Origin of the sequence: Demequina activiva, from assembly GCF_016862815.1 — a bacterium.
Classification (GTDB): domain Bacteria; phylum Actinomycetota; class Actinomycetes; order Actinomycetales; family Demequinaceae; genus Demequina; species Demequina activiva.
Genome location: NZ_BONR01000001.1, coordinates 360916 through 385675, shown reverse-complemented (window position 1 = coordinate 385675; position 24760 = coordinate 360916). Strand labels below are relative to the sequence as shown.

The 24760-nt window shown below is 69.5% G+C and carries 17 protein-coding genes; 10 read left to right on the top strand and 7 right to left on the bottom strand.

What is annotated here, in order from left to right; genetic code table 11:
• Positions 1–35: 35 nt before the first annotated feature.
• Both hemQ and Dac01nite_RS01785 read left to right on the top strand, forming a co-directional pair.
• Complete coding sequence (hemQ, locus tag Dac01nite_RS01790) at positions 36–710, top strand: hydrogen peroxide-dependent heme synthase (protein ID WP_203653060.1); 675 nt, start codon at positions 36–38, stop codon at positions 708–710.
• Positions 707–1891: a ferrochelatase gene (locus Dac01nite_RS01785; protein WP_239066453.1), complete on the top strand. Its 1185-nt coding sequence runs from the start codon at positions 707–709 to the stop codon at positions 1889–1891. The genes hemQ and Dac01nite_RS01785 overlap by 4 nt, the downstream gene beginning before the upstream one ends.
• A 99-nt stretch (positions 1892–1990) precedes the next feature.
• Here Dac01nite_RS01785 and Dac01nite_RS01780 read toward each other — a convergent pair whose 3' ends face one another.
• Positions 1991–3661: an FAD-dependent oxidoreductase gene (locus Dac01nite_RS01780; protein ID WP_203653059.1), complete on the bottom strand. Its 1671-nt coding sequence runs from the start codon at positions 3659–3661 to the stop codon at positions 1991–1993.
• A 111-nt stretch (positions 3662–3772) separates the two neighbouring features.
• Here Dac01nite_RS01780 and Dac01nite_RS01775 point away from each other — a divergent pair, with 111 nt between their 5' ends.
• From Dac01nite_RS01775 to Dac01nite_RS01765, 3 genes are all read left to right on the top strand, one after another.
• A complete protein-coding gene (locus Dac01nite_RS01775) occupies positions 3773–3931 on the top strand; it encodes a DUF8730 family Cys-rich protein (RefSeq protein ID WP_203653058.1) in 159 nt (52 codons plus the stop codon).
• Between the two features lie 5 nt (positions 3932–3936).
• Positions 3937–4224, top strand: a complete 288-nt coding sequence (locus Dac01nite_RS01770; protein WP_373307232.1) for a metal-sensitive transcriptional regulator — start codon at positions 3937–3939, stop codon at positions 4222–4224.
• Between the two features lie 90 nt (positions 4225–4314).
• Positions 4315–4800 carry a hypothetical protein gene (locus Dac01nite_RS01765; protein WP_203653057.1) on the top strand — a complete coding sequence of 162 codons (486 nt, stop codon included), beginning with the start codon at positions 4315–4317 and terminating at the stop codon, positions 4798–4800.
• A gap of 21 nt (positions 4801–4821) precedes the next feature.
• Here Dac01nite_RS01765 and Dac01nite_RS01760 read toward each other — a convergent pair whose 3' ends face one another.
• Positions 4822–6132, bottom strand: coding sequence for an NAD(P)/FAD-dependent oxidoreductase (locus Dac01nite_RS01760; protein WP_203653056.1), 1311 nt, complete (start codon positions 6130–6132; stop codon positions 4822–4824).
• A 231-nt stretch (positions 6133–6363) separates the two neighbouring features.
• Here Dac01nite_RS01760 and Dac01nite_RS01755 point away from each other — a divergent pair, with 231 nt between their 5' ends.
• Positions 6364–15165 carry a family 43 glycosylhydrolase gene (locus Dac01nite_RS01755; protein WP_203653055.1) on the top strand — a complete coding sequence of 2934 codons (8802 nt, stop codon included), beginning with the start codon at positions 6364–6366 and terminating at the stop codon, positions 15163–15165.
• Between the two features lie 123 nt (positions 15166–15288).
• Here the strand turns inward: Dac01nite_RS01755 and Dac01nite_RS01750 are convergent, their stop codons facing one another.
• A complete protein-coding gene (locus tag Dac01nite_RS01750) occupies positions 15289–16701 on the bottom strand; it encodes a class II fumarate hydratase (protein ID WP_203653054.1) in 1413 nt (470 codons plus the stop codon).
• Between the two features lie 131 nt (positions 16702–16832).
• Here Dac01nite_RS01750 and Dac01nite_RS01745 point away from each other — a divergent pair, with 131 nt between their 5' ends.
• Positions 16833–17183, top strand: a complete 351-nt coding sequence (locus Dac01nite_RS01745; RefSeq protein ID WP_203653053.1) for a hypothetical protein — start codon at positions 16833–16835, stop codon at positions 17181–17183.
• Between the two features lie 55 nt (positions 17184–17238).
• On the opposite strand, the gene Dac01nite_RS01740 is transcribed toward Dac01nite_RS01745, so the two are convergent.
• Together Dac01nite_RS01740 and Dac01nite_RS01735 are read right to left on the bottom strand one after the other, a co-directional pair.
• Positions 17239–18162 carry a carbohydrate kinase family protein gene (locus Dac01nite_RS01740; RefSeq protein ID WP_203653052.1) on the bottom strand — a complete coding sequence of 308 codons (924 nt, stop codon included), beginning with the start codon at positions 18160–18162 and terminating at the stop codon, positions 17239–17241.
• Entirely contained in the window at positions 18159–18440 is a 282-nt protein-coding gene (locus tag Dac01nite_RS01735) for an exodeoxyribonuclease VII small subunit (RefSeq protein ID WP_203653051.1), read from the bottom strand. The genes Dac01nite_RS01740 and Dac01nite_RS01735 overlap by 4 nt, the downstream gene beginning before the upstream one ends.
• 90 nt (positions 18441–18530) lie before the next feature.
• Between Dac01nite_RS01735 and Dac01nite_RS01730 the strand changes: the two genes are divergently transcribed.
• A complete protein-coding gene (locus tag Dac01nite_RS01730; RefSeq protein ID WP_203653050.1) occupies positions 18531–18971 on the top strand; it encodes a hypothetical protein in 441 nt (146 codons plus the stop codon).
• A 109-nt stretch (positions 18972–19080) separates the two neighbouring features.
• Here the strand turns inward: Dac01nite_RS01730 and xseA are convergent, their stop codons facing one another.
• Positions 19081–20388: an exodeoxyribonuclease VII large subunit gene (gene xseA, locus Dac01nite_RS01725; RefSeq protein WP_239066452.1), complete on the bottom strand. Its 1308-nt coding sequence runs from the start codon at positions 20386–20388 to the stop codon at positions 19081–19083.
• 22 nt (positions 20389–20410) lie between these two features.
• Here xseA and Dac01nite_RS01720 point away from each other — a divergent pair, with 22 nt between their 5' ends.
• Positions 20411–21388 (top strand): 4-hydroxy-3-methylbut-2-enyl diphosphate reductase, encoded by a 978-nt coding sequence (locus Dac01nite_RS01720; RefSeq protein WP_203653048.1) that lies wholly within the window; start codon positions 20411–20413, stop codon positions 21386–21388.
• Between the two features lie 73 nt (positions 21389–21461).
• Here the strand turns inward: Dac01nite_RS01720 and Dac01nite_RS01715 are convergent, their stop codons facing one another.
• A complete protein-coding gene (locus Dac01nite_RS01715; protein ID WP_203653047.1) occupies positions 21462–22781 on the bottom strand; it encodes a DNA recombination protein RmuC in 1320 nt (439 codons plus the stop codon).
• Positions 22782–23063: 282 nt separating this feature from the next.
• Here Dac01nite_RS01715 and Dac01nite_RS01710 point away from each other — a divergent pair, with 282 nt between their 5' ends.
• Entirely contained in the window at positions 23064–24710 is a 1647-nt protein-coding gene (locus Dac01nite_RS01710; RefSeq protein ID WP_203653046.1) for a peptide ABC transporter substrate-binding protein, read from the top strand.
• Positions 24711–24760: the final 50 nt, after the last annotated feature.

The window sequence follows — 24760 nt, the reverse complement described above, 5'->3', positions numbered from 1 at the left end:
TCGCATCGGCGGCCCGAACCACAGACAATGGACCCATGACTGATCAGCCTGAAGGCTTCACCCTGTTCTCCGTTCTCGATGGACTGCTCGACGCCCCTGACGACGAGCTCGCGGAGGTGGTCGAGCACTTCGACGCCGCCGTCGAGGAGCTCAAGGAGCATGACGTCACTCTCCGTGGCATCTACGACGTCTCCGGCCTGCGGGCGGACGGCACCGTGATGCTGTGGCTGCACGGCCCCGATCTCGCTGACCTCCAACTGGCCCTGCGCGAGCTGCGCGCCACCGAGCTGCTGGCGGACACGAAGCTCACGTGGTCCGCGGCCGGCGTGCACCGCGCCGCCGAGTTCAACAAGTCCCACGTGCCGGGCTTCCTGCGCGGCGAGCGTCCCCGCGACTGGCTCACCGTGTACCCGTTCGTGCGGTCCTACGAGTGGTACCTGCTGAGCGACGAGGAGCGCGGCCAGATGCTGCGCGAGCACGGGATCAAGGGCGCGGCGTTCAAGGGTGTGGTCGCCAACACCGTCGCCGCGTTCGCTCTGGGTGACTACGAGTGGCTGCTGCCCATGGAGGCGGACGAGGTCACAGACCTTGTCGACATGATGCGCGAGCTCCGGTACACCGAGGCTCGACGTCACGTGCGCGAGGAGGTCCCGTTCTACACCGGGCGTCGCGTCGAGACGGCCGAGGCCGTGGAGGTGCTGGCATCGTGACCGAGACCCTGCCTCCCCTGGCTGCCGCGCAGCGCACCGTGCCTGCCAAGACCTACGACTGCATCCTGCTCGCCGGGTTCGGCGGCCCCGAGGGCCAGGACGACGTGATCCCGTACCTGCGCAACGTCACGCGCGGCCGCGGGGTGCCGGACGAGCGGCTCGAAGAGGTCTCGCACCACTACCGGCACTTCGGCGGAGTGAGCCCCATCAACCAGCAGAACCGCGACCTGCAGGCGGCGCTCGAGGCGGAGATCGCCAAGCGCGGGCTCGACCTGCCGGTGTATTGGGGCAATCGCTTCTGGGCGCCGTACTTCGCCGATGCGCTCAAGGCTCTGCACGAGGACGGCCACCGCCGCGTGCTCGTGCTGGTCACCACGGCGTTCTCGTCGTACTCCGGATGCCGCGCCTACCGCGAGGACCTAGCGACGGCGCTGGAGGAGGCCGGCCTGACCGGCGAGCTGGAACTGGACAAGGTGCGCCAGTACTTCGACCACCCCGGATTCGTGGAGCCCAACGTCGACGCGGCGCGCGCGGGGCTGCGGTCGCTGGTCGAGCAGGGCAAGGGCGAGCGACCGTACGTGATGTTCGCGACGCACTCGATCCCTTCGGCCGCGGCGGACGTGTCCGGCCCGCGCGAGACGCTCCCCGACGGCACTCCGGTCGCCACGGGTGGCGGCGAGGAGTGGCACCAGGGAGGCGGCTGGTACGCCGAGCAGCAGCGAGCGGTGTCCGCGCTGATCATGGACCGTCTCGCGGACGAGTTCCCTGACGTGCCGTGGTCGCTGGTCTACCAGTCGCGCTCCGGCGACCCCTCCGTGCCGTGGCTGGAGCCCGACATCAACCTGGCGATCGAGGCGCTGCCCGCGGACGTCACCGGACTGGTGGTGTCTCCGGTGGGGTTCGTGTCCGACCACATGGAGGTCGCCTGGGACCTCGACAACGAGGCGCTCGAGACCGCGCAGGAGCGGGCCCTGACGATGGTGCGCGTGCCCACCGTGGGCATCGACCCGGCGTTCGTGTCCGGCCTCATCGATCTGGTCGAGGAGCGCCACGTGGCCGCCGAGGGCGACCAGCCACGCGACCGCGTGGCCCTCACCGGACTCGGCCCGTGGCAGGACGTGTGCCCCACGGACTGCTGCCTGGGCCGAGCCGCCAAGCCCACCATCGCCTCGGCCGGCTGACACCCCTCTACCCCTCTACCCCAGAATTTGGCACTATTTTCATCGCCCAAGCCCTTGGGCGATGAAAATGGTGCCAAATTTCGTAGAAGGAAGCGGGTGCTAGACGGCCGATGCGGCGGCCTGCTCGAGCGTGCGGATCCCGTCGCGCCAGGTGAGGTAGCCGCCGTCGAGGTTGGCCGCGTCGTAGCCCAGCTGGCGCAGCAGTCGCGTCGCGGTGTGGCCACGCTGGCCCACTTGGCAGTGCACCACGATGCGGCGATCGCGCGGGAGCTCCCCGTGGCGCTCGCGGAGATCGTCGACGGCGATGTTGACGGGTGCGTCGCCCCACGGTGGGACGACGGTGCCGCGAGCGTGCTCGGCCGCGGTGCGCACGTCCAGCACCACGGGAGCCTCGTCCCCCGCGCTCGCGAGCTCGTGCCACTGCACGCTGGGCGTGGTGCCAGCCGCGGCGTTCTCCGCGACGTATCCGAGCATGTTGATGGGGTCCTTCGCGGAGCCGTACGCGGGTGCGTAGGCGAGCTCGAGGTCCGCGAGCTCGGATGCCGTGATCCCGCCCGCGATCGCCGTCGCGATGATGTCGATGCGCTTGTCCACGCCCGCCTCGCCCACGCCCTGGGCGCCCAGGATCGCGTCCGTAGACGGGTCGACCAGGAGCTTGAGCGTCATCTGGGTCGCACCGGGGTAGTAGCCCGCGTGGTCCATCGGGTGACTGTGGATCGCGCGGTAGTCGCGACCCTCGGCGCGCAGGCGGCGCTCCGTGCGGCCGGTGACGGCCGCAGTGAGCCCGAACACTCCCACCACCGCGGTCCCGATGCTGGGGCGACCGCGACCGGGCATGCCGGCGATCACGTCCGCGACCCGACGGCCGTGGCGGTTGGCGAGGTTGGCGAGCGGGATCAAGGTGGGTCCGTCCCCGAATGCGTCGCGCTTGGCGGCGGCGTCGCCCACCGCGTAGATGCCGGGCACGGAGGTGCGCATGTCCTCGTCCACGAGGATCGCACCGCGCGGGCCGAGATCCGCGCCTGCCGCAGCGGCGAGCGTCGAGTCAGGAGTGACGCCGATGGACGCCACCACGAGGTCCGCCGGCACAGTCTGCGTCCCGGTGGGGCCTGCGACATCCGCGGTGGCCTCTCCGATCGCGGTCACCTGGGCGCTCGTGATCACGCGCACGCCGTTGCGGACGAGGCGGTCCTGCACGCGCACGGCCATCTCCGGGTCCAGAGCGCCCAGCACCTGGGGAGCGAGCTCGACCACGGTGACGTCGATGCCGCGGTGGCGCAGGTTCTCCGCGACCTCGAGCCCCACGAACCCGGCGCCGATCACGACGGCCGTGCGCGCATCGGCCGTCGCGGCGGCCATGCGATCCACGTCCGCGACATCGCGCAGCACGAGTGCTCGCTCGGCTCCCGGCACATCCGGAACGATGGGGCGGGCGCCAGGGGACAGGATCAGGTGGTCGTAGTCCTCGAGGTACTGCTCGCCGTCCGCCGTGAGCACGGTCACGGTGCGGTCGGCCGGGTCGACGTCGATGACCCGGCTGCGCACGCGGACGTCGAGATCGAAGCGCGCGTGGAGCGACTGCGGCGTCTGCAGCAGCAGAGCAGAGCGCTCCTCGATCACCCCGCCCACGTAGTACGGCAGGCCGCAGTTGGCGAAGGAGACGTGGTCGCCGGCCTCCAGCACCACGATCTGGGCGCTCTCGTCGAGACGGCGCAGGCGGGTGGCGGCGGACATGCCGGCAGCGACTGCTCCGACGATGACGACCTTCATGCGGTACCTCCACAGTGAATGGGTGTTGCGATCACTATACCCCCCGGGGTATTGTTCTGTCATCCGGACGCGCCGAGCAGCCGCGTCCACCATCGACGAAAGGACATGCTCATGTGCTCACCTGTCACCTGCCGCCAGTGCGGCAAGACCACCTGGACCGGCTGCGGCCAGCACGTCGACGCCGTCAAGGCCAAGGTTCCCACCGATCAGTGGTGCGGCGGCCACGAGCAGGCGGCAGGCCGTAGCATCTTCCCGTGGCTGCGTCGCTAGCTGCGATGCCCGGAGAGGGAGTGATCATGGCCGAACCCGAGTCCGCCCGCGCGGCGCTCAACCGCCTCAAGCGTGCCAGAGGCCAGCTCGACGCGGTGATCCGCATGGTCGAGGAGGGCCAGGACTGCGAGTCCACCGTGACCCAGCTCGCCGCAGTCTCCAAGGCGCTCGACCGGGCCGGCTTCACCCTCATCTCCTCAGGACTCCGCGAGTGCCTCGCGGATGGCGTGGACGGAGAGGCCAAGGAGGACAGCCTCAAGCGACTTGAGAAGGTGTTCCTCTCCCTGGCATAGCCGGCTCTTTTTCGCAACGAGACTATTGCGTAATAGCCCCCTCAGGGCTAGCGTGGCACCGAACGTCCGCCACGACCCTGGGAGCGCCGCATGCCGACCCCCGTCTCCACGCTCGTCCACGTCGCCGCCCTCGCCACCTCGGTGCCCCAGGTGACGTTCTCGCTCGACACCACCGGCGGCTCGACAGTGGTGATCGGCGACTTCGCCGAGGCATCCATGTGCACCCATGCATTCCGACAGGTGGTCGCCCAGTGGCCCGCGCACGGCGATCACGCTCCGTGCGTCGAGGCCATTCACGTGGAGGGTGCCATCGAGCGCGGCCCCGTGCTCGCCGATGGCGCTGCCCGATGGTTCGTGAGCGAGCTGGGCGCGCAGGCCACCATCGCGGCCATCCGCACCGCTCGTGAAGGCGGGCCCCACGTCGACACCCGCGTGCGCTTCGACAGCGTGCTCGCGGTATCGGTGGTGCGCATGGCGTCAGACTCGCTTGACTCCGACGCACTCGATGAGGCTGCCACGCTGGCCTACGCCGCATGCCTGGCCGAGCACCTGATCGACGCGGCGGCCGTCTCCTAGTCGACGGCTTGCCTCGTACCCTCAGCTCTCCGCGGCCTCCTTGAAGGCGCGACGGGGCTCGTGGATGCGCCCCATCGACACCAGGTCACGGCGGAAGAACACCGCCGTGGTCCAGTCCAGCACCACCCTCGCCTTGCGGTTGAAGGTGGGGATCTGCGCCATGTGGTACGTCCGGTGCATGAACCACGCGGGCCAGCCGCGCAACTTCACGCCTAGGACGTCCGCGACCCCCTTGTTGAGGCCCAAGGACGCCACCAGGCCCAGGTGATGGTGCTTGTAGTCCTCGAGGGCCTTGCCGTTCAGGTGACGCGCGAGGTTGTCGCCGAGGTGACGCGCCTGGCGGACCGCGTGCTGCGCGCTCGGCGCGCAGTAGGCAGGCTGCTCCTTCGTGAGATCCGGCACCTGAGCGCAGTCGCCTGCAGCCCAGGCGCCCCTGACGATCGCGCCATCGCTGTCCGTGACCTGGAGCGTCGGCGCCGCGATCACGTGGCCCTTCTCGCCCAGCGGCAGGTCCGACTTCGCGAGCACCGGCGAGGGCTTGACGCCCGCCGTCCACACGAGCGTGTCCGCCTCGAAGCGCTCGCCGTTGGAGAGCTCGATGCGTCCGTCCACGCACGACTCGAGCTTGGTCTCCAGGTAGACCTCCATCCCTCGTTCGCGAAGCTCGCCCAGCGTGTACTCGCCCATCTCGGGGCCCATCTCCGGCAGGATCCGGGGCATCATCTCGACCATCACGAAGCGGAGGTCCTCAGGCGACAGCTCGGGGTGATGCCTCAAGGCCGCGCGAGCCATGTCCTCGGTCTCCGCGAAAGCCTCGACTCCGGCGAATCCGCCTCCCACGAACACGAACGTGAGCAGGCGCCGGCGCAGCTCGGGGTCGCGCGTGGACGCCGCTCGTGAGAGCCGGCCCAGCACCCGGTTGCGCAGATTGATGGCCTCCTCGACGTACTTGAACCCCATGCCGAAATCCGCGAGCCCCGGGATGGGGAGCGTCCGAGAGACGGATCCGAGGGCCACGACGAGCTCGTCGTAGTGGATGGTGCGGTCGTCGCCCACGTCGCTCGTGATGTCGACCTCGCGCTGCTCGTGGCGGATCTCAGCGACGCGGCCCTGGACGACCTTGATGCCCTTCATCTCGGGCCGCAGCGGCACCACCGCGTGGCGCGGCTCGATCGACCCTGCGGCTGTCTCCGGCAGGAATGGCTGGTAGGTCATGTAGGGACGGCGGTCGACGACCATGATGCGCACGTCGCGGCCGGTCCTGCGGCGCAACCGCAGCGCCGTGTAGAGCCCCACGTAGCCGCCGCCGAGCACAAGAACTCGTGTGGTCATGGTGTACCTCCTGGCAGGTGCAACCGAGCGATGGACCGCGCTGTTCCATCCTGGCATCGCTCGCGCCGTGATCGAAGCCAGGGGGCGTTCGGAAGGTGAGCCGACAGCCGCGGATATGTTGACGGCTACCACAATGTTAACGTTGACATCGCATTCTGTTAACGCTAACCTCCACAACATCGTCGCTTGTCGACGAGGTCCTCGATGGCTCACGATGGAGTGAAGAGACTCATGAACGATGGCGTTCTGAAGCGTGTTGGTGCCCCTGTCAGCGCGGGAGCGGTCACGCTCCTCCTCGCGGGATCCCTCGCCACCACTGCGCACGCATCCCCGCTGGACGACACCGCGGCGCACCTCGCGCTCCACTACGACTTCGCCGATGCGATCGACGATGCACTGGTGACGGACGTCTCCGGCGGCGGGAACGACGGCACCGTCGTCGGCAGCGGCGCCAGCATCCTCGCCGAAGCGATCGAGCTGCCCGGCGACACCACCGTCGAGATCCCCGCGGAGGTGTTCGAGGGCCAGGACGAGCTCACCATCACCACGTGGCTGCGCAACGACATGGACCCCGGCAACTACGCCGCGCTCTACGTGGGCACCAGCGAGCTGCCCCCGTCGCAGTACTGGATCCTCAATCCCGCGAACCCCGCAGGACGCCTCAAGACCGCGATCACGGACGGCCTCAACACCGGCGCACCGTGGGGCACGGAGGCGGGCATCTCCCCCACGGAGGCGTCCCGCGGCATCGAGGGCCCCGTCACCGGCGACGAGCTCGCGCTGTACACGACGGTCATCACCGCCACGTCCATCACGGGCTACCTCGACGGCGAGAAGATCGGCACGGTCGAGACGTCGCGCGGCATCGGCGACTTCGGCCCGGAGCTGATCGCGCGCATCGGCACCTCGCCTTACTCCGGCTGGGGCGACCCCACCTGGCGTGGCGCGATGGCGGATCTCAAGGTCTTCACCACTGCCTTCACGGACCAGCAGGCGGCCGCACAGTACTACGAGGAGCTGGGCGACGACGCCGCGAGCCAGGGCGCCGTGGACGCGGACGCAGCCGCGCTGTCCCTTCCCGGCACCACCGTCGGAGATCTGGTGCTGCCCATCGCCGGCGCGCACGGCTCCCAGATCGAGTGGTCCAGCTCGGACGAGGGCGTCATCGGCACGGACGGCACCGTGACCGGCGCCGCCACGGACACGGACGTGACGCTCACGGCGGATCTCGCCCTTGCCGGCCGCACGGCGCAGCGCGCCTTCGTGGTCACGGTGACCGCGGACCCGAGCGCGACCCTGCTGCTCGAGTATGACTTCGCGGACGGCATCGATGACGGCGTGGTCTCGGACACCAGCGGCAACGGCAACGACGGCACCGTCGTGGGATCCGGCGCAGCGGTGGACACCGCCGCCGGCGTGCTGTCGCTGCCCGGCGGCGCGGCCGGCTCCGACGCAGCGTATGTCTCAGTGCCAGGAGACCTGTTCGAGGGGCAGAACACGCTCACCGTGTCCGTGTGGCTGCGCAACCGCAGCGGCACGGGAAACTACGCCGCGATGTTCTTCGGGAGCCCCAGCAGCCCCCCGGCGCAGTACTGGCTCCTCAACCCCGCCAACCCGGACGGCCGCATGAAGTCCGTCATCACGAACGGACTGAGCTCCGGCTCGCCGTGGACCACCGAGTCCGGGATCTCGCCCACGAACGCCGCACGCGGCATCGCGGGCCCCTCGACGGGCAACGACTGGGGGCTCTACACGACCGTGCTGACGCCCACGTCGCTCACGGGCTACTTCAACGGCGAGCTCGTGGGCACCGTGGCGACCTCGCGCACGGTCACCCAGTTCGGCTCGGACCTGGTCGCCTACCTCGGTCGCTCCTCCTACGCCGATCGGCTGTTCGAGGGCGACGTGCGCGGGCTCACCGTCCACGCAGCCGCCATTCCGGCGCAGCAGATCGCGGCGGAGTACTGGGCGGGCGCCGGCCCCGAGGCGATCGACGCCGCGCTCGCCGCGGATGCGGACGCGATCACCCTGGACGGCACCACGGTCGACGCGGACGTCGCGCTGCCCACCGAGGGCCAGAGCGGCTCTGCCATCACCTGGACCAGCTCGGACCCCAGCGTGATCGCCACCGACGGCACCGTGACTCGCCCGGCCGATGCGACGGTCACCGTCACCGTGACGGGCACCTTCGCGCTCGCGGGACGTCAGCTCGAGCGGGCGTACGACATCACCGTGATCGCGGACACTCCGGAGGCGGAGCTCGCCTTCGACGCGGACCGGTTCGACCTGGGCATCACCGCGCCCTGGGCGGACATCGTGCTCGCGGACGCCTTCGAGGACATGACGCTCAGCTGGGCCACGTCGGACCCGGCAGCCATCACCACGGAAGGGGTGGTCGAGCGCGCCGCCGCCGCGGTGCCCGTGACGCTGACGGCGACCTTCGAGCGCGGCGGGTACCAGACCGAGCGCTCGTTCGATCTCACGGTGCGGCCCCGGACGGACGGTTACCTGGGCGCATACGTGCGCTCCGGTGGCAAGGACGACACCGCGAGCGTGCACCTCGCGCTGTCCGCGGACGGCATCGCGTACTCCGCGTTGAACGACAACGCGGGAGTGCTGTTTCCCGCGGCCGCGGATGTCACCACGGACGTGAACCGCATCGTCTCGGCGCCCACCGCGTTCCACGCGCCGGACGGTGGCTACGGGCTGCTCGCCCTGCTGCCGCAGACCGCTGCGAACGTCGCCTACGTGTGGTCCACGACTGATTTCGTGACCTACGACGATCAGCGCCGCCTCACCTTCGCGCCTGCCGGCCAGGACGTCGAGCGCGTGCGGGTGTCCTACGACAACGGAGCCGGTGCGTACCGTCTGCAGTACGTGGATGCCGCGACGGACGTGGCCTACGAGGTCACCACGACGGACTTCGTCGAGGTGAGCGACCCCGTCGAGATCCCGCAGGCGCCCACCTTCCCGGCGGGCAGCTACCCCGAGGGGGCCGTCACGCCGGATGCGATCGGCATCACGGGCGACGAGTATGACCACCTCGCGACCGCGCTGGGCCTCGAGCGCGTCCGGTCGGTGTCCGTGGACGGCTTCGCCGACGTGACTGCGGTGCGCGGTGCGGGCGTGGACCTGCCTGACAGCGCCACCGTGCAGTACTCGAGCGGCGAGTCCGTCTCGATGGGTGTCGACTGGGACACCACCGGCGTCGACTTCGACGTGCCGGGCGTCTACGAGATCGACGGCACCGTCCAGGCGCCGCTGTCGACCACGGCGCTCGACCCGCTCGCATGGAAGCGTGCGGACCCGGACGTCACGATCGGCGACGACGGGATGTACTACCTCACTGGCTCGTACCCCATGTTCTACGGCTCGGACCCGGACGGCTACGACCGCGTGGTGCTGCGACGGGCACAGACCCTTGAGGGCCTGGACGCCGCGCAGGCGCAGGAGGTGACCATCTGGCTCGAGGACGACCACCCGGGATACAACGAGTACGTGTGGGCCCCCGAGCTCGCGAAGATCGGTGACGAGTGGTACATCCTGTTCACCACGTCCCGCAACTCGAACGTGTGGGACAAGGCGCCTGCGGTGCTGCGCTTCACGGGCGACGAGCTCGCCGGTGCTGCGGCGATGGACCCCAGCAACTGGGTGACGGCGGGCTACGTCGAGCCGGAGGCCTCCGACTCCACCGCCTTCAGCGGCAACTTCGCTCTCGACATGACGCACTTCGAGCACGACGGCGTGGACTACATGGTGTGGGCGGACAAGTTCGCGCTGTCGACGCTGCGCATGGCATCCATCGACGCCGGCGACCCGCTGCAGCTCACCAGCCCCTCGATCGAGCTCACTGCTCCCGAGTACGCCTGGGAGATCGAGAGCGAGTCCGGCACGCCGGTCAACGAGGGCGCTGCCGTGCTCAAGCACGGGGGACGGATCTTCATCGCGTTCTCCTCGTCCGCCGTCAACGAGTCCTACAACATCGCGTTCCTGTGGGCGGACGAGGACGCGGACCTGCTGGATCCCGCGTCGTGGCACAAGGCCCAGCACCCTTCCCTGGGCACGGGTGACGTGGCCGGCATGTACGGCATGGGTCACAACTCCTTCACCGTCGACGAGTTCGGCAATCCGGTGATCGTCTACCACGCCCGCTCGTACGAGGACACTGACGTGCCCGCCGGCACCGCGACCAACGGCGGGCTGTTCGACCCGCGTCGCAATGCCCAGGCCAAGCTGGTGCACTTCGACGCGCTCGGCATGCCCATCCTGGACATGACCGCGGACGAGGAGCTCGACCCGTCGCTCACCGCTGTCTCCATGACCGTCACCGTCGAGCCGGAGGACGGCCTCGTGGCGCACTGGCCGCTGGACGAGACCTCCGGGACCCTCGCCCAGGACCAGTCCGGCAACAGCCTGGACGGCACCTATGTGGGCGGTCCCACGCTCCAGGGCGACGCGGGCGCACGCCTGGACGGCGTGGACGATCACATCCAGCTGCCGGACGACATCCTGGCGGGCCTGGACTCGATCACCGTCAGCACCGAGGCGCTGGTACGCACCGAGCAGGCCACCCCGTACTTCATCTACGGCCTGGGAAATGCCGCCAACAGCAGCACCGGCGACGGCTACCTCTTCACCACCGGCAACCCCTACCGGGCGACCATCTCCGACTTCCACTGGGCCAACGAGCAGAACGTGAACTCCGGAGCCAACCTCGAGCGTGGCGTGTGGAAGACGCTCACGTACACGCTGGACGGCGCCACGGACACCGGCGTGCTCTACCTCGACGGCGTCGAGGTCGAGCGCTCGACCGCCATCACCCTGTCGCCCAGCGACATCGGTGACGGCGTGAGCGCGCGCAACCTCATCGGCTGGTCGAACTACGCCACCGACCGCCACCTGGCCGGATCCGTGCGCAACTTCCGCATCTACGACAGCGCACTCGACGCATCGGCCGTCGAGGCACTCGTGCCCTCCGATGAGCTGCGGGTGCAGCGCGACCGCGCCCTGCTCGCGATCGAGGACTCCTCGACCGTGACGGCGGACATCGACCTCGCGACCCAGGGCATCAACGGCTCCACGATCGCCTGGGAGTCCTCGAACTCAGCCGTGGTGACCGCGGACGGAACGGTCACCCAGCCGTCCTACGCGGACGGCGACGCCTCCGTGGACCTCACCGCGACGGTGACCCGCGGCGACGCATCGGCCACCCGCACCCTCACGGTGACGGTGCTCCCGCAGGCGGACGACCAGTCGATCGCCGATGCCGCGGCAGCCGCGATCGAGCTCGTGGACGTCGAGGACGTGCGCGGCAACATCTTCCTGCCCTCCAGCTCCCTGGACCAGGACGTCGCCTGGGCGAGCTCCGACCCCGGGATCGTCGACGCCGACGGCGTCGTGACGCGGCAGGCGGCCGATGCGCAGGTGACGCTGACGGCCACGGTCACCGTGGGCGAGGCGACCGCCACCCAGGAGTTCGTCCTGACGGTGCGTGCCGCGATCCAGCTCGAGGAGTTCGAGGGCTACGCGTTCTCGTACTTCACCGGCAACTCCCTCGAGGGCGAGAAGATCTACTTCGCGGCCTCGGATGGCAACAACGCGCTGGCCTGGGACGAGCTGAACGGCGGCGAGCCCATGTTCGAGTCCACCTACGGGACCGAGGGACTGCGCGACCCGTTCATCATCCGCTCCCCGGAGGGCGACACGTTCTACATGATCGCCACGGACCTGTCGATCGGATCCGGCACCAGCTGGGACGCCTCGCAGCGCCAGGGATCGCAGTACCTCGAGGTGTGGGAGTCCCACGACCTCGTGACCTGGTCCGAGCAGCGCCACGTGAAGGTCGCCCCTGACAACGCGGGCAACCTGTGGGCGCCGGAGGCGTACTACGACGACTCCCTGGGCGCGTTCGTGGTGTTCTGGGCCTCGAAGCTGTACGCGGAGGACGACCCCGGGCACACCGGATCGATCTACAACCAGATGCTGTACTCGGTGACCCGCGACTTCGTGAACTTCTCGGAGCCGCAGATCTGGCAGGGCGGCACCTCCCGCATCGACTCGACCGTGCTCGAGGTCGACGGAATCTATCACCGCTTCACCAAGGATGAGGGCGCCGGAACCACCGGCTGCTCGGACATCATCCAGGAGTACTCGGACATGCTCACGGCCCCGCTCGACCAGTGGGAGTTCGTGGACGGCTGCATCGGCCGCGACGCGGGCACCAGTGCCGTCGAGGGTCCGTCGATCTTCAAGGCCAACCCGGGCGACGTCAACGGCGAGAAGTTCTACCTCTTCGTCGACGAGTACGGCGGGCGCGGCTACATCCCGCTCGAGACGGAGGACATCGCCGCTCCCGAGTGGACGGTCTCCGACAACTACGACCTCCCGGCGAGCCCGCGCCACGGCACGGTCATCCCTGTGACCGCCGACGAGCTGGCGAACCTTCGCGAGCTCATCGTCGACGAGCCCACCGCGGACCCGGTCGTCGCCGATGGCCAGGGCCAGGTGCTGAGGTATGACTTCGAGACCGTGGACGGCGGCATCCTCACCGACGTCACCGGCAACGGGTACGACGGAGCCATCCAGGGAGGCGCGAACGTCACCGGCGGCGCGATGACCTTCGACGGCACCGACGACTACGTGAACCTGCCGGACAACATCATGGCGGGGCTCACGGACATCACCATCGAGGCAGAGGTGCTGCTGAGCAGCAACCTGCCCAGCAACTACTTCATCTACGGCCTGGGGAACACCACCGGCGGTGCCGGTGACGGCTACCTCTTCTCGGAGGGCAACCCGTACCGGACGTCGCTGGCGACCGGCAACTGGAGCACCGAGCAGACCGTGAGTCAGGGGTCGAACCTGCCGCGAGAGCAGTGGGTGTCGATGGTGTACACCCTGTCCGGCACCACGGCCACGCTGTACCTGGACGGCGTCCAGGTGGCCACCGCATCGGTCTCGGCTGATCCCGAGGACATCGGCAACGGCTTCACCACTGCCAACTACCTGGGCCGGTCGAACTACGACGCCGACGGCCTGTTCCGCGGCCAGTTCCGGGAGTTCGCGATCTGGAACCGGGCGCTGAGCGAGCAGGAGGTGCTCGCGGGCTCGGGACGCACCGATGCGCTCACCGAGGTGTCCCTGGCGGATCCCTCGACGCTCAAGATCGTCCCGATCGTCGACGCGGAGAACCACTCCGTGACCTTCGCGGTCGAGCCGGGAACCGACCTCACCCAGCTCGCGCCGGTCTTCACCACCGTGGGCGGCGTCGAGGCGAGCCCCGCCTCGGGCACCGTGCGCGACCTCAGCGGTCCCGTCGAGTACCTCCTCGACGACGCCGCCAGCACTGTCTGGACCATGGAGGCGGTCGAGATGCGCTCACCCGTGCTCCCCGGTCTGTACGCGGACCCGAACATCATCGCCTTTGGCGGCACGTACTACATCTACGCCACCAGCGACGGTTATCCCGGATGGGGCGGCAACGAGTTCTACGTGTGGTCCTCCACGGACCTCGTGAGCTGGGAGCGTTCGGAGCAGCCTTTCCTCACCCTCGACGGCACCGACGGCAACGTGCCGTGGGCGAGCGGCAATGCGTGGGCCCCCACCATCATCGAGCGCGACGGGAAGTTCTACTTCTACTTCTCCGGTCACAACGATGACCTGAACCGCAAGACCATCGGCGTGGCGGTGGCGGAGAGCCCCGAGGGGCCGTTCGTGGCGCAGCCGGAGGCGATGATCCTCAACAACGAGGCCGTCACCTCGGGTCAGGCCATCGACCCGCACGCCTTCCGGGACCCGGTCTCCGGCACGTACTACCTGTACTGGGGCAACGGCTCGCCCGTGATGGCGGAGCTCGCGGACGACATGACGTCCCTCGAGCCCGGCACCATCCAGGCCATGCCCGGACTCACCGGCTATCGCGAGGGCTCGTTCGTGGTCTATCGCGACGGCATCTACCACCTGACCTACTCGATCGACGACACTGGCAGCCCGAACTACCGTGTGGGCTACGCGACGTCTGACTCGCCCGAGGGGCCGTGGACGTACCGCGGCGTGATCCTCGAGAAGGACGAGTCGCTCGGCATCCTGGGCACCGGCCACAACTCGATCCTGAACGTGCCCGGCACCGACGACTGGTACATCGCGTACCACCGCTTCGCGATCCCCGGCGGCGACGGCACCCACCGCGAGACCACAATCGACCGGCTCACGTTCGATGCCGAGACGGGACTGATGGAGCCCGTGGCTCCCACCCTGAGTGCCGTTCCGGCGCAGGAGATCGTGGATCCGGAGCCGCTCACGGTGGCCATCGAAGGCGACCCGACCGCCGGCGAGCAGCTCGATGCCGTGATCGCCGACGAATGGGAGGCCGTGTCCTACCAGTGGCTGCGCGACGGATCTCCCATCGATGGAGCCACCGCCTCAGGTCTGGTGCTCGCGGACACGGACGCCGGGCACGACATCTCGGTCCGCGTCACCGCCTCGAAGCCCCTGTGGGCCGATGCGACGGTCACCTCGGCCGCCGTGGAGGTCGAGGCCGATGATTCCGGCAACGGCAACGGCAACGGCAACGGCAACGGGAACGGGAATGGGAACGGGAACGGGAACGGGAATGGGAACGGGAACGGCAACGGGAACGGCGTGGGCGGCGTCGGCCCCCTCGGCGTGAGCGCCGGCACCGTGCGTCCGGGAGACACCGTGGTGGTGAGCGGTGAGGGGTTCGCGTCCGGCGAGCAGATCCAGCTCACCATCTACTCGGAGCCCACGTCGCTCGGCACCGCCACGGCGAACGAGGACGGCGTGCTCAGCGCCACCGTCACCATCCCGCTCGACATCGAGTCAGGTCAGCACACGCTGGAAGCGGTGGGGGTCGACTCCGGTCGAACTCTGACCGCCAATGTGGTGGTGCTCGATGCGTCCGAGCTCTCGAGCACGGGTGCGAGCGACGACTGGCTGCTGACGCTGCTCATCGCTGGAGCACTGCTGGCCCTCGGCATGGTGCTCACGGTGCGAGCGCCGCGCGCGGGTGCCTGACCCGCGCACGGCGCTGCGCTCTGCCGAGCGTGGCAGCGCCGAGTGCTGGGTCACCCCACGGTGGCCCAGCACTCGCTGTCGGGGTCGCGTCGCCCGCAGGCTGGGCGCACGGATCCCCGGCGTCTAGCGGTCGCCCACCATCGTGGTCACGTCGAGGCGGGCATCGAGCTCCTCCTCCGTGATCTCGCCGCGCTCGACGAAGCCCAGCGCGATGGTCGCCTCACGGACCGTGAGGCCCTCCTTCACGGCGTACTTGGCGATCTTCGCGGCATTCTCGTAGCCGATCACGCGGTTCAGCGGCGTCACGATGGATGGGGAGGCCTCCGCGTAGCGGCGGGCGCGGTCGACGTTGGCCGTGATGCCGTCCACGGTGCGGGCCGCCAGCACCTCGGCCGCGTTGCCCAGCAGTCGCATCGACTCGAGCACGCCCAGTGCCATGACCGGGATCTGGACATTGAGCTCGAAGGTTCCCGAGGCTCCCGCCCACGCGACCGTGGCGTCATTGCCCACCACGCGCGCGCAGACCATCAGCACCGCCTCGGGCACCACCGGGTTGACCTTGCCCGGCATGATCGACGAGCCGGGCTGGAGGTCCGGCAGCGCGATCTCGGCGAGCCCCGTGTTGGGTCCGGAGCCCATCCAGCGCAGGTCGTTGCAGATCTTGGTGAGCGACACCGCGATGGTCTTGAGCGCACCGGACACCTCGACCAGGCCGTCCCGCGCGGACTGCGCCTCGAAGTGGTCCCGCGCCTCGGTGATGGGCAGCCCGGTGTCCTCGGCGAGCAGCTCGATGACGCGCTGCGGGAAGCCGTCCGGGGTGTTGATCCCGGTGCCCACCGCCGTGCCGCCCAGCGGCACCTCGGCCACACGCGGCAGTGCGGCATCGAGGCGCTCCATGCCGTGGCGGATCGCGGCCGCATAGCCGCCGAACTCCTGGCCCAAGGTCACGGGCGTGGCGTCCATCAGGTGCGTGCGTCCGGACTTGTAGACGTCCGCGAACTCGGTGGACTTGGCCTCCAGCGACTGCGCGAGGCGCTCGAGCTGCGGGAGGAGGTCGTTCACCAAGGTGGAGGTGGCTGCCACGTGCACGGAGGTGGGGAACACGTCGTTGCTGGACTGGGAGGCGTTGACGTGGTCGTTGGGGTGGACGTCCTCGCCCAGGCCGCGGGTCGCCAGGGTCGCGATCACCTCGTTGGTGTTCATGTTGGAGGACGTTCCGGACCCGGTCTGGAACACATCCACGGGGAAGTGGGCGTCATGGGCACCTGAGGCGACCTCGTCGGCGGCAGCGACCACGGCATCGGCGATGTCCTGGCTCAGCACGCCCAGCTCGGCGTTGGCGCGCGCGGCGGCCTTCTTGACGCGTGCGAGCGCCTCGATGTGGCGGCGCTCGAGCGTGATGCCGGAGATCGGGAAGTTCTCGACAGCGCGCTGGGTCTGCGCCCGGTAGAGCGCGTCGATGGGGACCCGCACCTCGCCCATGGTGTCGTGCTCGATGCGGAACTGGGGGGTGGCGTCGTTGCTCTGCTCGGTCATGCCTCACATTGTGGCAGGACTGTGGCGTCCGACCACGCCTCGAGAACGTTGGCGAAACCGCGTCATAGTGCCGTGCGCGTCCGCTCTCACCATCCGAGAACGTTCACAAAGACCCCGAAGGATCAGCAACGATGCACGAACCGCGCAAGCCTTGGACGCCGCAGTCCCGCCGCGCCCTGCGCGAGATCCTCGCTCACCCCAGCCACGAGCGTGCCGTCCAGCTCGCTGCCTCCCGCAACACCGCGGTCCGAGCGGCCCTGGCCGCAGCCCGCGAGACGCCCATCGGCGTGCTCATCCACCTGTCGACGGACCCCGAGGCCGCCGTGCGCGCTGCGGTGGCCGGCAACCAGGCGGTGGCGGTGTCGGTGTCGACCATGCGGCGGCTGGGTCGCGACGCGGATGCGAGCGTGCGTGCGGCGCTCGAGGCGAACACCTTCGTGCCGGCGGCGCTGCGCGACGCTCGCTCGAGCGTCGCTGCCTGACAGCGCGCCACTCCCGCACGGGAGCGTGTCGCGGCACGCTCCGCGCGCGAGGCTCTCAGGCCTCGCCCAGCTCCGCACTCGACGGCGGGTTCGCCCCCGGGCGTGACACGGTGATCGCGGCGATACGGGCGCAGCGGTCGAGGATTCCCTCGAGGACATCGGTGCCGATGCCATGCAGCGCGTCACGGTGGCCGGCGCCCAGCAGGCCCGCTCCCCACAGCCCGTCGATCAGACCACCCATGAAGGAGTCGCCTGCGCCCACGGTGTCCGCGACGCTCACGCTCGGCGCCGCGATCGACAGCTCACGGCCGTCCGCCATGAACGCCGTGGCGCCGTCACCGCCGCGGGTGACCACCACGAACGCCGGCCCTCGTGCGGCCCACGAGCGCGCGATGCCGTCCACGCCGGCCCCGCCGGTGAGCCACTCGATGTCCTCGTCGGAGACCTTCACCACGTCCGCGACATCGATGACGGTCTCGATGGCTGCGAGAGCGGTCGCGGGGTCGCCCATGAGCGCAGGACGCGCGTTGGGGTCGTACGTGATCGTGGACGTCGAGCGAGCGCCGGCGAGCAGGCTCACCACGTCCGCGCCGCCAGGCTCGAGCACGGCGGCGATGGAGCCCGTGTGCGCCACGAGCGGGGCAGTGACGGGTGCCGCACCCGCCGCGATCTCCCAGGTGAGGTCGAAGTCGTAGGTGGCCGCGCCCGTGGCGTCCAGCGTGGCAGTGGCCACGGACGTCCGCGGCGCTGAGGAAGAGCCGGGAGACAGCGTCACTCCTGATCCCGCCAGGTGGGCGCGCACCTGGTCGCCGTGCGCATCATCGCCCAGCCACGTCAGCAGCTCGACGTCGCGGCCCAGGCGTCCCAGCCCGATCGCCACGTTCGCGGGCGAGCCGCCAGGGTGCACCTCCACGCTCCCGTCGGTGCGGCGCACCACGTCGACCAGCGCTTCGCCGATCACCAGTGCAGTGTCGCTCATTCGTCGTCCTCCTCGGCGGGAATCACCGCGACGACGCCAGCGTCCGCTGCGGGATCGAGCTCGTCGTCACCGTCGTCCTCGCCGCGCGCCTCGGTGATGCGCTCGCGCGCGCCCTCGAGCAGCTCCTGGCAGCGGGCTCCGAGCGCTTCGCCGCGCTCCCACAGCCCGAGCGACTCGTCGAGCGTGGCACTGCCGGCCTCGAGCTTCGCGACGATGGCGATCAGCTCGTCCCGTGCCTGCTCGTAGGTCAGGTTCTGGACGTCCTCGGTGTGAGACATATGCCACACGGTATCGCGTCATAGTGAGGCCTCCGAGCACTCTCATCCAGTACAAGTGCATGAACCATCTTCACAATGGAGTGATGAGCAATGTTCAGTGAGAACTACTCGCGCCAGACGGCGCTGGCGAGCGTCCAGCAGGCGCTCGACCCCAACCTCTCGGACCACGAGCTGGCAACCCTGGCACGGTCGGAGGAGGCCAAGATTCGCGCGGCGGTCGCCGAGCGTCCTGCGATGCCTCTGACGACCCTCCTCAAGCTGGCGCAGGACCCCTCGCCGGCCGTGCGAGCCGGTGTGGCCCGCAACCCGCGTGTCGACATCCCGCTCGAGCTCCACCGCCAGCTCGCCGGCGACAAGACGCCGGAGGTGGTCTTCGCGTTGATCGAGAACCCGCAGGTGCCGGACTCGATCATCGCCAAGCTCGCTCGTCAGCTCCACAAGGAGTACGCCGGCGAGGCGCGTGCCCGGCTGGCGTCGAAGGGCGGCGCCTCCAAGGTCCTCGGCCGCTTCGGCATCGCGACGAGCCACTGAGCCGGGAGCGGACCCCGCGGCCTCACTGAGGGGTGCCGCGCTCGAGCCCTCGGGCTCGCGTTGGACGGCCGCGGGGTCCGCCCTCCCTCCTTGGCGCGCGCCGAGAGGCTCAGGCCTGCGCCGGCCGCGACTGCGTCACGACGGCGTCCAGCTCGCCCTCGGCGATGCGAATGCCCAGCGCATCGTCCGTCGACACGGCCGATGCGCGCCTCACCACGGCACCGTGTGCGTCCCTGACGATGGCGTACCCCCGGTCCAGCGTGCCCTGCGGGCTGAGGGCGCGCAGGCTTGCGGCCAGCTCGCGGGTGGTCGCATCGGCGTGGCTCAGCACGGACACGAGCGCGCGACCGGCTGCCTCGCGCGCGCGGCCCAGCTGCTCGCGATGCGGGTCGAGCATGCGCTCAGGCGCGGCGAGCACGGGACGGCTGCGGAACTGCTCGAGGCCCTGCGCCGCACGATCGAGCCTGGACTCGATGGCTGCCCGCATGTCGCGACGGGCCTGGTCGAGGTTGGCGCGCTCCTGCGCGGCATCGGGGACGATGCGCTTGCCGGCGTCGGTGGGAGTGCTGGCGCGGTAGTCGGCGACGAGGTCGAGAACGGGGGAGTCCTTCTCGTGGCCGATCGCGCTCACCAGCGGCGTCTCGATCGCTGCGGCGGCGCGCACCAGGGACTCGTCGCTGAACGCGATGAGGTCCTCGAAGGAGCCGCCGCCACGGGCGACCACGATCACGTCGACCTCGGGCAGGGCGTCGAGCTCGCGCAACGCCGCGGTCACCTCGCGCACGGCGTGGGTGCCCTGCACCGAGACGCGCCGGATCTCGAAGCGCACCGCGGGCCAGCGCTGGGTGGCGTTGACGACGACGTCGTGCTCCGCGTCGCCCTGCGTCGCGCACACGAGCCCGACGGTGCGGGGGATGAGCGGCAGAGGTCGCTTGCGTTCGGGGTCGAACAGGCCCTCCGCGGCGAGCGCCTCCTTGAGTGCCTCGATGCGCGCGAGCAGATCACCCACTCCGGCATGGCGGATCTCCGCGGCGTCGAGCTTGAGCTGGCCGCCCCGCGACCACCATCGCGGCCGGGCGTGGACCACCACGCGCGAGCCGTCGTCGAGGTCCGCTCCCATGCGGTCCAGCACCGGTGCTGGGGCGGACACGCCCAGGGTGTTGTTCTCGGAGGCGTCGCGCAGGTCGAAGAACACGAGGTTCTTCCACCGCGACGGGCGCAGCACCTGGCCCTCGACCCACACCGGCCCCATGCGGTGGACGTAGTCGCCGATCTTCGCGCTGAGGTGGTGCACGGGCCAGGGGTGGTCAGCCGTCGTGTCGGAGGCGCGCTCCGGGAGCGGAGCCGGCGCGCCGGTGCCGCGGGAAGCATCGGCCGCACCTGGTGCGTTGTCGGGGGAGTACTCGCCGTCGATCACGCCTCCAAGCGTGCCACGTAGGATGGAGACCATGCCTTCCACCACCACCAAGCGTGTCCTTCTGGCCGCCCCCCGTGGCTACTGCGCCGGCGTCGACCGCGCAGTCATCGCTGTCGAGAAGGCCCTCGAGCTCCACGGCGCCCCCATCTACGTGCGCAAGGAGATCGTCCACAACAAGTACGTGGTGGAGACGCTGTCCGAGCGCGGCGCGATCTTCGTCAACGAGACGGACGAGGTCCCCGAGGGTGCACGTGTGGTGTTCTCCGCGCATGGCGTCTCGCCCGCGGTGCGACAGAGCGCCGATGCGCGAGGCCTGCTGGCGATCGATGCCACGTGTCCCTTGGTCACCAAGGTCCACAAGGAGGCGGTCCGGTTCGCGAAGGCGGAGCAGACCATCCTGTTGATCGGCCACGACGGCCACGAGGAGGTCGAGGGCACCGCTGGCGAGGCTCCCGAGCACACGATCGTGGTGAACTCCCCCGAGGAGGCGGACCGCGTCGAGGTGCCGGATCCCGACAACGTGGTGTGGCTGTCGCAGACCACGCTGTCCGTGGACGAGACCATGGACACCGTGCGTCGGCTGCGCGAGCGCTTCCCGAATCTGCAGGATCCCCCGAGCGACGACATCTGCTACGCCACCCAGAACCGTCAAGTGGCGGTGAAGAAGCTGGCGCCCGAGTGCGATCTGGTGATCGTGGTGGGCTCGGCGAACTCCTCGAACTCGGTGCGGCTCGTGGAGGTCGCGCTCCAGGCCGGAGCCACGTCCTCCTACCGTGTGGACACGTACAAGGAGATCGACGAGTCCTGGTTCGAGGGCGTCGAGACCGTGGGCCTCACCTCTGGTGCCTCGGTGCCGGAGATCCTCGTGAAGGACGTGATCGGCTATCTCGCCGAGCGCGGCTACGAGACCGTGGAGGAGGTCCGCACGGCCACGGAGGACCTCATGTTCTCGCTGCCGCGCGAGATCCGTGCGGACATGAAGGCCCGCGCCGCCTCCTGACGCGCGTCGCGCTCACCTGAGCGCCCCATCGGTCCTTCAGTGTCGAGAGCGACGCGTCCCTGCGCGCCACCGGTCAACTCTGGGTCTGCTCCGGCGCCGTCAGCTCGGGCGCGGCCAGGGTCCGCACGTCCGTCTCGACCTGACGCGAGTCCTCGAGCTCGGCCTCGATCTGCTGCATCTGCCCGAACCTCCGTGCGCTCACGAGCACGCGCGACTCGAGCGACGCGACCGTGTCGTTGTAGGCCTTGCCTGCGGACTCGATGGCCTTGCCCACCCGCGCCAGATGGCTGCCCATGGTCGACAGCCGGTCGTAGAGCTCCTTGCCGGTCGAGAGCACCTGCTGGGCGTTCTTCGCGAGGGCGTCCTCCTTCCACGCGTGCGCGACCGTGCGCAGCATCGCGACCAGCGTGGTGGGAGTCGCGATCACCACACGCTTCGCGAACGCGTACTCCTGCAGCGCCGGATCCTGCTCGATCGCCGACTGATAGAACGCCTCCGACGGCACGAACATCACCACGAACTCGGGCGCGGAGTCGAACTGCTCCCAGTACCTCTTGCCCGCGAGATCGTCGACATGACGCTTCACGTGCCGCGCGTGGGCGAGCAGTCGCTCCGCGCGCACCGACTCGTCGTCGGTCTCGAACGCCTCGAGAAGGGCGGACAGCGCCACCTTCGAGTCCACGACGATGGTGCGGCCGCCCGCGAGCCTGACCGTCATGTCGGGGCGCAGGTTGCGGCCCTCGCCGTCGGTCACGTTCTCCTGCTCCTCGAAGTCGACGTGCTGCACCATCCCCGCGAGCTCGACCACGCGCCGCAGCTGCACCTCGCCCCAGTTGCCGCGCACGTCCGAGCGGCGCAGGGTGTTGATGAAGTCGGACGTCTTGCGGTCCAGCCGCGCGGCGGCCTCGACCATCTGCCGCACCTGCTCCGACATCGCCGCCTGGCCCGCCGCCCTCGAGCGGTCCGCCTCCGTGGTCTGACGCTGCACCTGCTCGAGCGCGGTGCGCATCGGCTCCACCAGCTGCCGCACCGCCTCCTCGCGCTTCGCGAGCTCCTCCTGACCGCTCGCCTGCGCCCGTGCGAGGCGCTCGTTCGCCACCTGGAGGAAGGCCTCCTGGTTGGCCGCCAGCGCATCGGCGCTCAGCGCCTTGAACTGCTGGAGCAGACGGTCCTGGTCCCCACGCACCTGCGCGACGTACCGCTCGTGCTCGTCCCTGAGGCGCCGCTCGCGCTCGCCGGCGGCCGCCGCCTCGAGCTCGAGGCGCTCGCGCAGCGACTCGATGCGGGCCTTCGCGGCGGCGAGCTCCGCGCCGCCAGCCGATCGCCTGCCGAGCACGAAGCCGGCGGCCAGGCCGAGCAGGAGGGCCACGATGGCGATGAGTGCTTCGATCATGCGCACCATCCTGGCGCACGGCTCCGACATGCCGCCGGATTGTCGGCGCGCACAAAGAACCGCCACGGTGCATGCTCAGAGTGTGACGTATCCCACATATGTGCCCGATTCAGTCACAATTCGGACACAACGAGGCGCTGTCTGAGCCCGCGAGACACGCCTGAAACATTCGTCGCCTTATCCTGTCGGAGTTTCCTGGCTCACCTGTCAGGTGCAAGTCGTCGGTTCGAAACCCCGAGCCGGTGCAATCCCAAGCCCGCATCACGGGCGCAAGGAGGAATAGTGAAGATCAACAAGAAGATCCTCGGGGGTGTGGCCGCGCTGAGCGCTGCGAGCCTCGTCCTCGTCGGCTGCTCGTCGGACGACGGCGGCGCAGACCCGGAGGCCTCGGGCACCGACACTCCCGCAGAGTCGAACGCTGACGCCATCATCCGCACCAACGGCTCCGAGCCGCAGAACCCGCTGATCCCGGGCAACACCAACGAGACCGGCGGCGGCAAGATCATCGACGCCATCTTCGCGGGACTCGTCTCGTACGACGCCGAGGGCGCCGCGAGCAACGAGGTCGCCGCAGACATCGTCGTCGAGGACCCGCAGAACCTCACCGTCACCCTTCAGGACGGCTGGACCTTCACGGACGGCACCCCGGTCACCGCGAACTCGTTCGTCGACGCGTGGAACTACACCGCGAACCTCGACAACGCGTACTACAACTCCTACTTCTTCGAGGACATCGAGGGCTTCTCCTGGGACGAGCCCGTCGAGGCCATGTCCGGCCTCGAGGTGGTCGATGACCTGACCTTCACGATCGCGCTCAACAAGCCTGCTGCCGACTTCGCGCAGCGCCTGGGCTACTCGGCGTTCTACCCGCTGCCCGAGGCCTTCTTCGAGGACCCCGAGACCTTCGGCCAGAACCCGATCGGCAACGGCCAGTACATGCTCGCCGGCGAGGACGCCTGGCAGAACGACGTCCAGATCGAGCTGGTCACCAACCCTGACTACGCCGGTACCCGCACCCCGCAGAACGGTGGCCTGACCATCACGTTCTACGCCACGCAGGACGCCGCGTACGCCGACCTCCTGGGCGGCAACGTCGACGTGATCGACGGCATCCCCGACTCGGCGCTCGCCGTGTACGAGGAGGAGCTCGGTGACCGTGCGGTCAACCAGCCCGCCGCGATCTTCCAGTCCTTCACCATCCCGGAGCGCCTCGAGCACTTCGGCATGGACGAGGAGGGTCAGCTGCGTCGCCAGGCGATGTCGCTCGCGATCAACCGTGAGGAGATCACCGACGTGATCTTCCAGGGCACCCGCACCCCCGCCTCCGACTTCACCTCCCCGGTGGTCGACGGCTGGACCGACTCGCTCGAGGGCGCGGACGTCCTCAGCTACGACGCCGAGCTCGCGGCCGACCTGTGGGCGCAGGCCGACGAGATCAACCCCTGGACCGGTACCTTCCAGCTGGCGTACAACGCCGACGGTGGCCACCAGGCATGGGTCGACGCGACCGTGAACTCGATCCGCTCCACGCTGGGCATCGAGGCGGAGGGCTACCCCTACGCCACGTTCGCCGAGCTCCGCGAGGACGTCACCACCGACGTCATCGAGAGCGCCTTCCGCACCGGCTGGCAGGCGGACTACCCGGGTCTGTACAACTTCCTGGGCCCGCTGTACGCCACCAACGCCGGCTCGAACGACGGTGACTACTCGAACCCCGAGTTCGACGCTCTGCTCGAGGAGGGCATCTCGACTGAGGACGGACCCACCCGCAACGACCTGCTGCAGCAGGCTCAGGAGATTCTGCTTCAGGACCTCCCCGCCATCCCGCTGTGGTACTCGAACGTGAACGGCGGCTACTCCGAGGCCGTGTCGAACGTCGTGTTCGGCTGGAACTCGGTGCCGATCTACTACGAGATCACCAAGAACTAAGCGGTACCCCGAGGGCCCGCCTCGCCACTGAGCGAGGCGGGCCCTCGTCC

What these genes read in the sequence shown, in the direction of transcription:
- hemQ (WP_203653060.1), top strand. Translation starts at nt 36, where the DNA reads ATGACTGATCAGCCTGAAGGCTTCACCCTGTTCTCCGTTCTCGATGGA.
- Dac01nite_RS01780 (WP_203653059.1), bottom strand. Translation starts at nt 3,661, where the DNA reads ATGAAGGTCGTCATCGTCGGAGCAGTCGCTGCCGGCATGTCCGCCGCC.
- Dac01nite_RS01775 (WP_203653058.1), top strand. Translation starts at nt 3,773, where the DNA reads ATGTGCTCACCTGTCACCTGCCGCCAGTGCGGCAAGACCACCTGGACC.
- Dac01nite_RS01770 (WP_373307232.1), top strand. Translation starts at nt 3,937, where the DNA reads ATGCCCGGAGAGGGAGTGATCATGGCCGAACCCGAGTCCGCCCGCGCG.
- Dac01nite_RS01765 (WP_203653057.1), top strand. Translation starts at nt 4,315, where the DNA reads ATGCCGACCCCCGTCTCCACGCTCGTCCACGTCGCCGCCCTCGCCACC.
- Dac01nite_RS01760 (WP_203653056.1), bottom strand. Translation starts at nt 6,132, where the DNA reads ATGACCACACGAGTTCTTGTGCTCGGCGGCGGCTACGTGGGGCTCTAC.
- Dac01nite_RS01755 (WP_203653055.1), top strand. Translation starts at nt 6,364, where the DNA reads ATGAACGATGGCGTTCTGAAGCGTGTTGGTGCCCCTGTCAGCGCGGGA.
- Dac01nite_RS01750 (WP_203653054.1), bottom strand. Translation starts at nt 16,701, where the DNA reads ATGACCGAGCAGAGCAACGACGCCACCCCCCAGTTCCGCATCGAGCAC.
- Dac01nite_RS01745 (WP_203653053.1), top strand. Translation starts at nt 16,833, where the DNA reads ATGCACGAACCGCGCAAGCCTTGGACGCCGCAGTCCCGCCGCGCCCTG.
- Dac01nite_RS01740 (WP_203653052.1), bottom strand. Translation starts at nt 18,162, where the DNA reads ATGAGCGACACTGCACTGGTGATCGGCGAAGCGCTGGTCGACGTGGTG.
- Dac01nite_RS01735 (WP_203653051.1), bottom strand. Translation starts at nt 18,440, where the DNA reads ATGTCTCACACCGAGGACGTCCAGAACCTGACCTACGAGCAGGCACGG.
- Dac01nite_RS01730 (WP_203653050.1), top strand. Translation starts at nt 18,531, where the DNA reads ATGTTCAGTGAGAACTACTCGCGCCAGACGGCGCTGGCGAGCGTCCAG.
- Dac01nite_RS01720 (WP_203653048.1), top strand. Translation starts at nt 20,411, where the DNA reads ATGGAGACCATGCCTTCCACCACCACCAAGCGTGTCCTTCTGGCCGCC.
- Dac01nite_RS01715 (WP_203653047.1), bottom strand. Translation starts at nt 22,781, where the DNA reads ATGATCGAAGCACTCATCGCCATCGTGGCCCTCCTGCTCGGCCTGGCC.